The sequence below is a fragment of the Bacteroidota bacterium genome, from assembly GCA_038746285.1.
Classification (GTDB): domain Bacteria; phylum Bacteroidota; class Rhodothermia; order Rhodothermales; family JANQRZ01; genus JANQRZ01.
The window spans coordinates 71,761-84,130 of sequence record JBCDKT010000013.1 but is presented as its reverse complement, the minus strand read 5'-3'; the positions used below and the strand labels follow the sequence as shown (position 1 = coordinate 84,130).

The window sequence follows — 12,370 nt, the reverse complement described above, 5'->3', positions numbered from 1 at the left end:
GAGTGGGCGAGTGGGCGAGTGGGCGAGTGGGCGAGTGGGCGAGTGGGCGAGTGGGCGAGTGGGCGAGTGGGCGAGTGGGCGAGTGGGCGAGTGTTGAAAGGCGACGCTGGAGAAGTTCCCTCATTCTCCCTTTCGCCCGTCCGCCCTTTCTCCCACTCTCCCCTTCTCCCATTCCTCAGAAAGCCGAGCGTACCAGTCGGCGAGGATGTCGGCGGCGAGCTTGGGCTGTCCGGTCTCGCTCAGGACGCCCTTGCGGTTCCAGAACTGCTGGTATCGGGCGTGCCAGCGGCGCGGCGAGCGGAAGTCTTTGAGCAGCCACGGTGAGAGGCCGCGCACGGCGGGCGTGCGGAGCGCTGCCCGGATCGTCTCGTCGAGCACGGCGGCCTGGTAGTCCTCGGTCCAGCGCTCCAGGCGGTCGCCGCGCAAGCCGCGCACGGCCCCGGCCCCAAATTCGGTGAAGACGAGCGGCTTGGCGTAGGGCGTGGTCCAGGTCACCTCGGCGATCTCGTCCGGCGTCCGGCTCCCGTACCACCCGACGTAGGTGTTGACCGCGAGCACGTCGAGGTACTGCCCGAGCGGGTCGTCCACGCGCTGCTCCAGGCTGTTGGCGCGGCTGCCGGTGTCGCCCGGATGGCCTGCCGTCTTCCCGCCCGCGCCGTCGGCGGCGGCGGCCTCGACGCTCGTGCTCTTGAGCGCGGCCGAGACGAGCCGCGTCGGGTCGAGCCGCCGGACGTCGCCGATGAGGGTGCGGAGGAAGTGCATCCGGTCCTCGGTGACCGGCGTCTCGTTGGCCACGCTCCAGATGATGACCGAGGCGTAGTTCGCGTCGCGCTCGATCATCGCTCTCAGCATGGCGCGAGCGAGGCCGAGCGTCTGCGGCGACTGGTAATGGATCTCCTCCCAGTAGACCGGGATCTCGGCCCAGACGAGGAGGCCGAGGCTGTCGGCGAGCGCGGCGGCGCGCTCCGAGTAGGGGTAGTGCGCGAGCCGGACGAAATTGGCGTTGAGGGCCTTGGCCGCTTCCATCAGCGCGAGCAGGTCGGCCTCGGACGAGGCGCGGCGGCCCTGCCGGTCGAAGGCCTCTTCGTGCATCGCAATCCCGCGCAGGAACACGGGCGCGCCGTTGAGCAGGATGTCCTCGCCCGCAACCTCGACCGTGCGCAGCCCGACGCGCTCCGCCACCCGGTCCCCGGCGGCCTCGACGACGACCTCGTAGCGCCTCGGCGACTCGGGCGACCACCGCTCGACATCCGATGCCGGGAGCACAATGCTGGCCCGGCCGTCCGGCCCGGCGGCGACCGTCTCGCGGAGGTCGAGTTCAGGGACCGACACCGTCACCTCGGCCCCTGCCGCCTCAGCGCCGTCGAGTTCGACGAGGACCGTGATAGCTTCACTATCGAACCGAACGGTGGTGTCGTGAATGTAGGTCTCGGGGACGAGGACGAGCCAGACGGGGCGCGTGAGGCCGCCGTAGTTCCACCAGTCGGTCCGCCGCCCCGGCACGCCGTCGGCCCGCCGCGCGTTGTCCACGGCGACGATGAGGCTGTGCCCGCCGCTGGCCTCGCGGAGCCGGTCTGTCACCTCGAAGGCGAACGGGGTGAAGCCGCCCTCGTGGACGCCGAGCTTCTCGCCGTCGAGGAAGACGTGCGTCTGGTAGGTGGCCGCCTCGAAGTAGAGGAACGCTCGCTGCGCCTCTCCATTCAGCCCGCCGAGGTCGGGAGCCGCGAAGCGCTTGCGGTGCCAGACCGGCCCTTCGTAGAGCCACAGCTCGGGGACCTGGTGGTTGAAGTCGCCGGGGACGGCGACGGTCGGCGCGCTGTCCCACTCGTACTCGACGAGCTCGCCCGGCGCGGCCTGCCGGTCGACGGGGAAGTCGCGGCGGACGTTGCGGCTGCGGAGCGCCTGCCCGAACGGCTCGACGAGGTAGTTCCAGTCGCCGTTCAGGCTGACGCGGTCGCGGTCGTAGAGCGCCGACGGCGGCTCGACGGGCTGCGCCGCGAGTGGGACCGCGAGCGGCGCGGCGAGGAGCAGGGCGAGGATAGGCACAAAGTGGATCACGGCGATTCCTCGACGATGCTGTCCGGTCGCCACGCCTCGCCGCCGACGGTGACGTCGCGGGCGAGCACGTCCTCGACGGACCGAAGCTCGGGCGCGGTGTCGGAGCCGCGGAGGTGGACGCCGTCGAGGAGGACGCGGCGCACGGGGACCGTCGGCTGCCCGAGGAGGCGGACCGAGCGCTCCGAGGCGTTCCAGATGCGCACGTCGCGGAGGAACACGTCGTGGACGGCCGGCGGGTGGGCGCCCTCGCGGAGGCCCTTGTAGTCGGTCGTGATCTCGAAGCCGGTGCGGGCGCCTGTCAGGTCGAGGTCGCGCACGTAGACGTGGCGGATGAACCCGCCGCGGTCGCGGTTGCTCTTGAGGTAGAGGCCGCGCCCGCGTCCGTTCTCGCCGACGTTGTCCGCGATGAAGACGCCCTCGACCCCGCCCGACATCTCGCTCCCGATCGACATCGCGCCGCCGACGGTCGAGCGGAGGCGGGTGTTTCGGATGACGACGAAGGCTGTGCCGGGGTAGGCCCGCCCGTCGGCGTCGCGCCCGGCTTTGATCGCAATCGGGTCGTCGTGCGTCCAGATGTCGCTATCCTCGATGAGCACGAACCGGCTCGACTCGGGGTTGAAGCCGTCGTCGTTGGTGGTGCCTGAGCGGATCGTGAGGCCGCGCGCGGTGACGTTCTCGCAGCCGACGAGGTGGGTCGTCCAGAACGGGCTGCCCCGCAGCGTCACGCCCTCGACGAGGACGTTGCGGCTCTCGAAAAACTGGACGAGGCTCGGGCGGAGGTAGTGCGGCTGTCCGTCGCCGTCGTTCTGCCCGTCGCCGTCGGTGTCGGCGACCCCGTCGCCGAAGACGCGCTCCTCGACCGGGACCCCCTCTGCCCCCATCCGCCGGAGCACCGCTTTGTCGGCCTCCTGGTTGCGGCCGTCGTTGTCGCGCTTCCAGAGGCTCCACGTTCCCTCGGCCTGCCCGTCGAGTGTGCCGCGCCCGGTGAGGGCGATGTTCTCCTTGCCGTTCGCGTAGACGAGCGGCGAGTAGTTGTAGAGGAACGTCCCCTCCCAGCGCGTCAGGACGAGCGGGGTGTAGAACGCCGGGTCGGTCCCAAACCGGAGCGTCGCCCCAGCTTCGAGGTGGAAGTCGATGTTTGACTCGTAGTGGACGGGCCCGTTCGAGAGCCAGTCGCCCGGTGGGATCACGACGCGCCCGCCGCCCTGCGCCGCGCAGTCGCGGAGCGCCCCCATGATGCCCGGTCGGTCGTCCGCGCTGTCGCCCGGCACGGCCCCGTAGTCCGTCACGCGGCAGGTGCGGTCGGGGAAGCTCGGCACCGTGATGCGGGCGAGGACATCCGGCACTGTGGCCCATGCGGCCTCCTCCTGTGCCCGCGCTGTCTCCGCCGTGAACGGCTCGGCTGGCTCGGGTAGCGTCTGCGCAAGGGCAGGTGCAGCGAGGAGGATGAAGAGGGCGAGGTGGAGCATAGTAGGCTTATGGGGGCGTGGAAGGAGGGGAGGGCAGGGAGGGTTCAGTTTCGTCGTTCATGCACTGCCTGAGCGCAGGTGCCCTCCCCACCCTCCGTTCCCTCCACGCCGAGCTATCCCGCTAGCGAAGCAGCGTCAGCTTGCGCGTCGCCGTCTGGCCGTCAGCGCTGAGGCGGGCGAGGTAGACCCCGGCCGGGAGCGCGCGGGCGTCGAACGTCGCGGTGTGCGTGCCGGCGGCGTGCGGCCCCTCGGCGAGCGTGGCGACGCGGCGGCCGAGGAGGTCGAACACGTCGAGTCGCACGTCCGCTGCCCGGTCAAGCGTGAAGGCGAGCGCGGTGCGGGCGGCGAACGGGTTCGGCGCAGCTCCAGCGAAGGCAAACCCGGTCGGGGCGGCCCCGTCCTCGGCGTCTACTTCGAGGCCGAACCAGATGAGCGCGCCGAGCGGCTGCCCGCCGGTCGAGGCGCTGAACGAGTCGAAGCTGCCGGCGTAGCTGAAGTCGAACGGCTCGCCGGCGAAGTCGAAGAACGCGGTCGGCCCGTCGGCGAAGGTGACGACCTCCTCCAGGAGCGTCTCCTCGAACCCGTCGTTGGCGTCGCGGGCGACGCTGTTGAGGAGCTGGATCTCGCCGTCGGGGTTCTCTATGATCGACGGGTCGACGTAGAAGTTGACGTTGCGGACGAGGTGGTTCTCGGTGCCCGTCCCGGTCGAGTCGAGCGAGATCATCGAGTTGATCTCGCCCGCGTCAGCCCCCTGGAAGCCGACGTTGACGAGCATCAGGTTCTGGACGAGCGCCTCCTCGACGTCGCCGGCCTCGACGGCGCGGCGGCGGACGTAGTTGAGCGTGTTGTGCTCGAAGCGGAGGCGCTGGAGGTCGCCGCCGTCGTCGCGGATGACGCGGTTGACGATGTTGTAGAACGTGCAGCCGGTGACCACGACCTCGCCCATGTCGCTGCCACGGTCGTCGATGAAGCGGCCCTCGTCGAGGTTGCCGTTGATGTCGCCGACGTCCTTGATGACCGAGTCGTAGGCGTAGATGTTGGGCGCGGAGTTATCGACGCGGACGATCATCGTCGCCTCGTCGTAGAGGTAGGTCCGGTCGAGGGTGAGCGAGACGCCGTCGGCCCGGAGGCGGAACATGCGCTCGTCGCGCGTGCCGCTGGGGCTGCGCATCGTGGCCGCGACGCCGCGCAGCGTGGCGCTCACGCCCGCCGTCTCGATCTGCATGATGCGCTCCGGCCCGCCGCCCGGGTCGATCGGCTGGATCAGCGGGCAGTCGGCCGGCACGACGGGGCAGTCGCCGCCGTCGGCTTCGATCACCACGTCGACCGTCGGCTCCATCCGGTCGGTGAGGAGGTAGGTCTGGCCCGACTGGAGCCGGAAGACCTGGCCGGGGGTCGTGTTGTTGTTGACGGCGTTGTTGAGCGCGCCCGGCGTAGGGGGCACGTCGACCTGGGCGGCAGCGGGCCACGCAGCGAGCAGCGCGAGGGCGAGGCAGGCGGTAGCAAGAGATCGCATGGGAGCAGAGAATTCGTGGGGAGGATAGGTATTCGAAAATGAGGAGTGTGAGGAATGGGGGGAGTGGGAAGAAGTCTCGGTTCGAGACCGTCCTCCCATTCCTCCCTTTCTCCCCACTCCTCCTATTCCGTCTATCGGACGAGCGTCATGCGCCCCGTCTCGACGCGCTGGCCGGCGGCGAGGCGGTAGACGTAGACGCCGCTCGGCAGCGCGGCCGCGTCGAAGGCAACGGCGTGCTGACCGGCAGCCATCGGCCCGTCGGCCAGCGTGGCGACGGCGCGGCCTCGGACGTCGTAGACCGTGAGCGACACGTCGGCCCGCTCGGCGAGCGTGAAGGCGATCTCGGCGCGCTCGGCGAACGGGTTTGGGTAGGCCGAGACACCGGCCTCCGGGGTCCAGGCAGCGGCCACGGCGTCTTCAGCAGCCGCCTCGCTGGAGGGCCACGGCGTCGCCTCGGCGATGCTCCACCCGGCCTCCGCCACCGGCCCGCTGGCGGGCACGACGGTCACGGTGAACGTCTCCGTGTCGATGGCCTGCGACGGGAAAGTGCCGATGCTGATGCGGTACTCGTAGTCGCCCGTCGGCGCGCTGCCGGGGACGTTCTGCGTGAAGCCGCCCGGGAACCAGGCGTCCGAGGCGAGCGAGCCGGAGAGAATCCGGCCGCGTGTCACCTGGTTGCCGTTGCGGAAGGCCTCGAAGAAGAGATCGCCCGAGACGGCGTTGTTGCTGTTGTTGGCGATGACGAAGCTGAAGCTGACCTGCCCGCCCTGTGGGACGACGAGGAAGCTCGTCGCGGCCGCCGCGAGGTCGAAGTTGGCGACCGTTAGCCCTTGCCAGATGAGAGCACCGAGCGGCTGCCCGGCCGAGGAGGCGTCGAAGGCGTCTTCGCTCGGCGCGTAGCCGTAGTCGAAGGGCTCGCCGGCGAAGTCGAACGGGGCCGGCTGCCCGTCGGTGAAGGCGGGGCGGAAGGCCTGCGAGGCTGTCGCGCCGGTGCCGTTGTCGGCGATCGCGTCGAGCGCGCCGCCGTCGTAGAGCGTGGGCGCGACGGGGTCTTCGAGGAGTGCGTTGTCGAAGACCCACGAGTTGTGCGAGACTGTCGCGTCGCCCTGCACGTCGCCGACGCGGACCTGGGACTCGGGGTCGTCGCCGGCCTCGCCGCCGCGGTAGCCGGTGTCGACGAGGAGGTTGTTCCGGATCAGCACGTCGCCGGTCACGTCGCCCGTGTCGAGGATGCGCTCGCGGACGAACTGGACCGTGTTGTGCTCGAAGCGGAAGGACGCGGCCACGGCGCCGTCGTCGCGCGCGACGCGCCCGCCGATGCTGTAGAACGTGTTGCCGAAAAAGACGACCTCGCCCAGATCGTTGCCGCGGTCGTCGAGCACGCGGTCGTCGATGTCCTTGAAGACCGAGTCGTGGATGAAGAGGTCGGGGGCCGCCGCGCCGTCACCGGCCTCGTCGTCGATGCGGAAGACCATCGTCGGCTCGTCGAAGACGAGGACGCGGTCGAGCGTGGCGCTGAGGTCGGCGGCCTGGAAGCGGATCGTCCGCTCGTCGGAGTCCCCGCTGGGCGAGGTGTTCGTGACCGCCACCTGCTGCAGCGTGAGGCTCACGCCGTCGTCCTCGAGGCCGAAGACGCGCTCCACCTCGTCGTCCGGGTCGAGCGGGTCGGGGCTCTCAGGCTGGATCAGCGGGCAGTCCGCCGGCACGACGGGGCAGTTGCCGCCGTCGGCCTGGATCGTGAGGCTGACCGTCGGCTCCATCCGGTCCGAGAGCGTGTAGGTCTGGCCGGCTTCGAGGACGAAGACCTGGCCGGAGACGGTGTTGTTGTTGACGGCATCGTCGAGGGTGCCAATGCCCGGGGGAACGTTGACCTGCGCCTGCGCCGAGACGGCGAGGACGCACAGCCCGACGAAGAGGCCGAGGATGCGGTTCGTAAAGCGTAGCATGGTTGGGAAGGGTTACGTGAAGGGAAGGAGGGCGCCCTCTCGGGAAGTCCGCCAGGGCGATGGGCGGAGTGGCGGGTGGGGAGGTCAGAACTTGTACTGGACGCCGAACTCGCCGGACCAGCCGTAGCCGCGCCCGAACGAATTGCGGGCACCGAGCCGCTGGCGCTCGAACTGGTCGGTGAGGTTGGAGGCGTTGGCGATCACGCGGAGGCCTTTCACGCCAGGAATGTCTTGGCTGAGCTGGAGGTCGATGAAGGTGTAGGGCCGCGTGCGAAGCCCCGTGCGGACCTCGGCCTGCGTGATCGGGCCGCCCTCGATCTCCTCGGTCTCGGGGTCGTCGAAGGCCCACTCGAGGAGGTCCGGCGTCTCGGGGTCGTCGGCCCCGAAGTTGACGAAGGCGCCGTCGAAGACGCTCTCGGTGACGCTGACGAGGAAGGCCCCCTGGTAGCTCAGCGAGAGCCGCCCGGAGAAGCCGCCGCGCTCGTAGCCGAGCGTGAGGTTGGCGACGTGCTCGGCCTGCCCCGGGAGGGCGTCGGTCCGGGTCTCGCTCGCGAAGACCGTCCGGAAGGTCTCGGCGTCGAAGCCGATGCCATACTGGATCGGGAACTCAGCCTCGCTCTGGGTCCAGGCGTAGTTGGCGTTGAGCAGGAACCCGCTCAGCACGCCGGGCAGGAACAGGAAGTTGGCCTGGGCCTCTAGTTCGACGCCCCACACCGTCGCCGCCTCGCCGTTGACGGTCTGGAAGATGCGGAAGGTGCGGCCCTCGTCCTCGATGAACTCGTCGAAAAACTGGTCGTACTGGAAGCCCGCGAGCCGCTTGTAGAAGCCGCCGACGGCGAAGAGGCCGTAGCGCGTGTAGGCCGAGACGCCCGCGTCGTAGTTCCACGCAAAGGTCGGCTGGAGGTCCGTGTTGCCGCGCTCGATCTCGTTGTTGATCTCGTCCACGTTCTCGTAGGCCACGAGGTCGACGTAGTCGGGGCGGGCGAGCGTGCGGGTGACGGCGGCGCGAACGTCGAGGAAGTCGGTGACGCGGTAGCGGGCGGTGACCTGGGGAAACCACGCGCCGTAGTCCTGCGCGCCGGTCGTGTCGCGGACGGAGAAGAACTCGGCGAACGTGGTGTCAGGGTTTGCCATCTGAGCGTCCTCGAAGCTGTTGAGGAGACGCTGGAGGTCGGAGGTGTAGGTGCCGGTCGTGCCCGAGAAGCCCGTCGAGGTGCGCTCGTAGCGGACGCCGCCGACGACGAGGAGCGGTCCGGCGTTGACCTCGGCGAGGGCGTACCCGGCGGCGATGTCCTCGTCGGCCTCGTAGTCGCGCTGGTCGAAGAACGGGTGGCTCTCGTAGAACGGGTCGAGGTCGGCGTCGAGCGTGGCAATCGCGTCGCGGTCGGGCGTCTCGAGCAGGCTGAGCCCGTCGGCGGCGTCGCCCTCGTCGTCGAGGAAGTATGGGAACGCCGCCGGGTCGGTCGTGCCGTCGAGGAGCGGGAGGTCGTTCTCCTCGGCGTAGCGTTCGATGTCGCTCGAGATGACCTCGTCGCGGCTGTAGTCCTGGGTGCGGCGCTTGCCGCGGAACTTGCCCCCGGCGCGGAGTTCGACCGCGAGGGCGTCGGCGAGACGGAAGGGGGCGGCGAGGTTGAGCGCGGCGGTGAGGTCGCGGTCGCGGGTGCGCTCGCGGACGCGGCGGATCGAGCGGAAGAACGTCTCGTCGAGCGCGGCCCCAGCGCTGTCGGCGATCTGCTCGCGCGAGGCGTCGGCGAAGTCGGTCGAGGCGAGGCCCTCGAAGGCGGTGGTCTGGCGGAACCGGGCGTCCCACCCCTCGGGCGTCCGGCCGAGGCTCTGCGAGGCCGAGAGGCTGTAGTCGACCCGGAGGCGGGGGAAGGCGTGCTCGCCGGAGAGGCCGCCGGAGACGAGGTCGTCGGTGCGGAGCTGAGTGCGGACGGCGCGCTCGGCGTCGGTCTCTTCGATGCGGTAGCGGATGCGGAGGCGGTCCTGGTCGCGCTCGGAGCGGCTGTAGAGGCCGCGCAGCTGGACGCCGCCGCCGGGGAGCCGGTAGTCCGTCGTGAGGCTTGCCCCGTAGCGGGTGCGGACCTCCTCGCGGCGGTCCACCTCCAGGCTGCGCGTCTCAATCTCCACGAGCGTCCTCGGGTTGAAGTCTGCTTGGAAGCCCTCGTAGCCGCGCGGGGTCTGCTGGAAGTTGGCCGTGGCGACGACCCCGAGCCGGTCGCCGAGGAAGCGGTTCGAGACGTTGCCGTCGAGCCGGAGGTTTTCGACCGAGCCTTCGAGGTCGCTGTAGCCGCCGAGGGCGCGGACCCGGCCGCGCAGTCCCGTCGGGGCCTCGCGCACGACGAGGTTGACCGTCCCGCCAATCGCGTCGGCGTCCTTGTCCGGCGTGAGCGCCTTGAAGAGTTCGACGCCCGCGAGGAGGTCGGACGAGATCAGGCTGAGGTCGACCGATCGCCCACCGCCGCGGCTGCCGGCGTCGTCGAAGCCGCCCTCGCCGGAGCCGGGGATGCGCTCGCCGTTGATGGTGACCGACGTGAAGCTCGGGTCGAGGCCGCGCACCTGGACCTTCGTGCCCTCGCCGCCGTCGCGCTGGAGCGAGACGCCCGGCAACCGCCCGACGCTCTCGGCGGCGTTCGCGTCGGGGTACTCGCGGATGCGGTCGCTGGAGACCACGTTGACGATCGTGTTCGAGGAGCGCTGCTCGTTGATCGCCGCGAGCTGCCCTTCGAGCTGGGCCGTCACCTCGACCGTCTCGCCGCGCACGACGGCCGGGCGGAGGGCGATGTCGAGCCCCGCGCGGCCCCCGGCGGGGATGGTCACGGCGAGCGTGTCAGCCTCGTAGCCGAGGTAGGTCGCCACGAGCCGCTGCTCGCCGGCGGGCACGCCCGAGATCTGGTAGCGCCCCTCGAAGTCCGTCGCGGCCCCCATGCTCGTCCCGGCGACGACCACGTTGGCTCCCGGCAGCGCGTTGCCGGTCTCGGCGTCGGTGACGCTCCCAGTGACGGCCCCGGACTGCGCGAGCGCCGGGGCTGCGCCGAGCAGGAGCAGCCCGAGCGTGGATGCGAGACGAAAGCGGGGGCGAGAGATCACGACTCAGGTTAATCGTTTTAGTAAAACGCGCAGGCGATGGAGCCGCAGTGCGCCGACGTGGACTACTGCTTGGGCGGCGAGGAGGCGCGGACGACGAGTTCGGCGGCGAACCGGCGGTGGACGGCGTCGGGCTGGCCGGGCTGGGCGAGGAGGCCGTCGAGGAGGTCGCCGGCGGCGCGCCCGAGGTCGGCCTTCGGCATCCGCATCGTCGTCAGCGCCGGGGCGACGAGCCGTGCGGCAGGCACGTCGTCGAACCCGACCACGGCGAGGGCGTCGGGCTGCGCGAGGCCGGCCTCGCGGGCGACGCCCATCGCGCCGAGCGCCATCATGTCGTTGGCGAAGAACACGGCGTCAGGCCGCTCGCCGAGCGTGAGGAGGCGGTTCATCGCCGCTGCGCCGCCGCCGGCCCGCCAGTCGCCCGCGACGACCCACTCGTCGCGCACGGGGAGGCCGGCGTCGGTGAGCGCCCGCGTGTAGCCGTTGATGCGCGGCGTGCGCCCGTGCGTCAGGCCGCCCTCCTCGGTGTCCGGCCCGGTGACGTGCGCGACGCGGGCGTAGCCCCGGTCGATGAGGTGGCGCGTAGCCTCGTAGCTCGCCTCCTCGGACTCGACGAGGATCGTGCTCACACCGCCCAGGCGGTAGTCCCGCCCAACGGTGACGACGGGGACGCGCCCGCGGCGCTGGCTGAGCGCGCGGAGCGCCGCCTCGGGGACGGAGTCGCCCATCAGGATGAGGCCGTCCACCTGCTTGTCGATCAGGAGGGCGAGCTGGTGGCCGCCGAGTTCGGTACGTTGGTCGGCGTCGGCGAGGAGGAGGGAGCGGCCCTGGTCGCGGAGGCGGTGCTGGAGGCCGCGCACGGCCTCGGTGAAAAACGGGTTCGTGAGGTCGCTCACGATCACGCCGACGGCGCGGCTCTCGCGCGTCTTGAGGCTTTGCGCGACCCGGTTGGGCCGGTAGCCGAGCCGGTCGATCGTGTCCTGCACGCGCGAGCGCGTCGGGGCCGAGACCCAGGCCGCGCCGTTGACCACAGCCGAGACCGTGGCGACCGACACGTCGGCGTCGCGGGCAACGTCTTTAATGGTGTGGCGCGGCATCGCGTTGAGAACGAACGGCGTGGAAGGGCTTCCAGTAACAGAATAGGTTAAACGTTTAAGTTTGTCAAGAGGGTAAAAGACAGATTCGATGTGCGCCTAAAGCAAATATGCGCCCGACACTTGACAATAAGAGAAAAAAGTGCGTACTTAAACGATTAAGCGAAGGTGTCATGACTCCCCGTCCTCTCGTCTTTCTCGCGCTGCTGCTCTCCGGATGCGCTTCCAGCGCTGAGGACGGGCGTGTGCTCCGCCTCGGCCACGGCCTGAGCACCGACCACCCCGTCCACGAAGCCATGCTCGTCATGGCCGAGCGCGTCGCCGAGCGCTCGGACGGGGCGCTCCGCGTCGAGGTCTACCCCTCGGGCCAGCTCGGCTCCGAGCGCGAGTGCCTCGAACTCCTCCAGATCGGGAGCCTCGCCATGACGAAGGTCTCGGCGAGCGTGCTCGAGAACTTCGCTCCGGCCTTCCAGGTCTTCTCGCTGCCCTACCTCTTCCGCTCCGAGGCCCACCGCTTCGCCGTGCTCGACGGGCCCGTAGGGCAGGGGCTGCTCGACGACGCGGCCGACTTCCGCCTGCGCGGCCTCGCCTACTACGACGCCGGGGCGCGCTCGTTCTACACCGTCGAGCGCCCGGTCCGCCGCCCCGCCGACCTCGCGGGCCTCAAGATCCGCGTGCAGGAGAGCCAGACGGCGATGCGGATGGTCCGCGCCCTCGGCGGCAGCCCGACTCCGATCTCGTGGGGCGAACTCTACACCGCGCTCCAGCAGGGCGTGGTCGACGGAGCCGAGAACAACCCGCCGAGCTTCCACCTGTCGCGGCACTACGAGGTCGCGCCGTACTACGTGCTCAACGAGCACACCGCCGTGCCGGACGTGCTCATCATCGGGACGCCGGTGTGGGACGGCCTCTCCGAGCAGGAGCGGGCGTGGCTCGCCGAGGCCGCCGCCGAGAGCGCCGAGGTGCAGAAGGACCTGTGGCGCGAATCGACCGAAGAAGCCCTCCGCGCCGTGCAGGCCGCCGGCGTCGAGGTGATCCGCCTCGGGACGGACGAGCGCGCCCCCTTCGCCGGCGAGGTCCGCGACCTCCTCGCCGCCTACGACGCCGACCCGGCGCTCGGCGGGTTGATCGCCTCCATTCGCGCGGTCGAGTCCGATGTGCCGACCGAAGCATCCCGATTAACCTCCGAGCCTTGAGAAT

7 protein-coding genes are annotated in these 12,370 nt (G+C 70.4%); 1 reads left to right on the top strand and 6 read right to left on the bottom strand.

From position 1 onward, the window contains the following. Positions 1-120 precede the first annotated feature (120 nt). The 6 genes from AAGI91_06335 to AAGI91_06310 all read right to left on the bottom strand — a co-directional run bounded on the left by AAGI91_06335 (position 121) and on the right by AAGI91_06310 (position 11,173). The gene (locus AAGI91_06335; protein ID MEM1042233.1) at positions 121-2,046 is read right to left on the bottom strand and encodes a glycoside hydrolase family 2 TIM barrel-domain containing protein; all 1,926 of its coding nucleotides are present in this window, start codon (positions 2,044-2,046) and stop codon (positions 121-123) included. Between the two features lie 8 nt (positions 2,047-2,054). Next, complete coding sequence (locus AAGI91_06330; GenBank protein MEM1042232.1) at positions 2,055-3,527, bottom strand: glycoside hydrolase family 28 protein; 1,473 nt, start codon at positions 3,525-3,527, stop codon at positions 2,055-2,057. 121 nt (positions 3,528-3,648) lie between these two features. Beyond that, on the bottom strand, positions 3,649-5,043 hold the full coding sequence (locus tag AAGI91_06325) for a T9SS type A sorting domain-containing protein (GenBank protein MEM1042231.1): 1,395 nt from the start codon (positions 5,041-5,043) through the stop codon (positions 3,649-3,651). Positions 5,044-5,174: 131 nt separating this feature from the next. Further along, entirely contained in the window at positions 5,175-6,989 is a 1,815-nt protein-coding gene (locus AAGI91_06320; GenBank protein MEM1042230.1) for a T9SS type A sorting domain-containing protein, read from the bottom strand. 84 nt (positions 6,990-7,073) lie between these two features. Beyond that, positions 7,074-10,079 carry a TonB-dependent receptor gene (locus tag AAGI91_06315; GenBank protein MEM1042229.1) on the bottom strand — a complete coding sequence of 1,002 codons (3,006 nt, stop codon included), beginning with the start codon at positions 10,077-10,079 and terminating at the stop codon, positions 7,074-7,076. A 62-nt stretch (positions 10,080-10,141) separates the two neighbouring features. Continuing rightward, complete coding sequence (locus tag AAGI91_06310; GenBank protein MEM1042228.1) at positions 10,142-11,173, bottom strand: LacI family DNA-binding transcriptional regulator; 1,032 nt, start codon at positions 11,171-11,173, stop codon at positions 10,142-10,144. 170 nt (positions 11,174-11,343) lie between these two features. Between AAGI91_06310 and AAGI91_06305 the strand changes: the two genes are divergently transcribed. Continuing rightward, a complete protein-coding gene (locus tag AAGI91_06305; GenBank protein MEM1042227.1) occupies positions 11,344-12,366 on the top strand; it encodes a TRAP transporter substrate-binding protein in 1,023 nt (340 codons plus the stop codon). The last annotated feature ends 4 nt before the right edge of the window (positions 12,367-12,370 follow it).

Excerpts from the sequence above, each read along its gene's own strand:
- AAGI91_06305 (MEM1042227.1), top strand. The coding sequence starts at position 11,344 with ATGACTCCCCGTCCTCTCGTCTTTCTCGCGCTGCTGCTCTCCGGATGC.
- AAGI91_06320 (MEM1042230.1), bottom strand. The coding sequence starts at position 6,989 with ATGCTACGCTTTACGAACCGCATCCTCGGCCTCTTCGTCGGGCTGTGC.
- AAGI91_06325 (MEM1042231.1), bottom strand. The coding sequence starts at position 5,043 with ATGCGATCTCTTGCTACCGCCTGCCTCGCCCTCGCGCTGCTCGCTGCG.
- AAGI91_06310 (MEM1042228.1), bottom strand. The coding sequence starts at position 11,173 with ATGCCGCGCCACACCATTAAAGACGTTGCCCGCGACGCCGACGTGTCG.
- AAGI91_06330 (MEM1042232.1), bottom strand. The coding sequence starts at position 3,527 with ATGCTCCACCTCGCCCTCTTCATCCTCCTCGCTGCACCTGCCCTTGCG.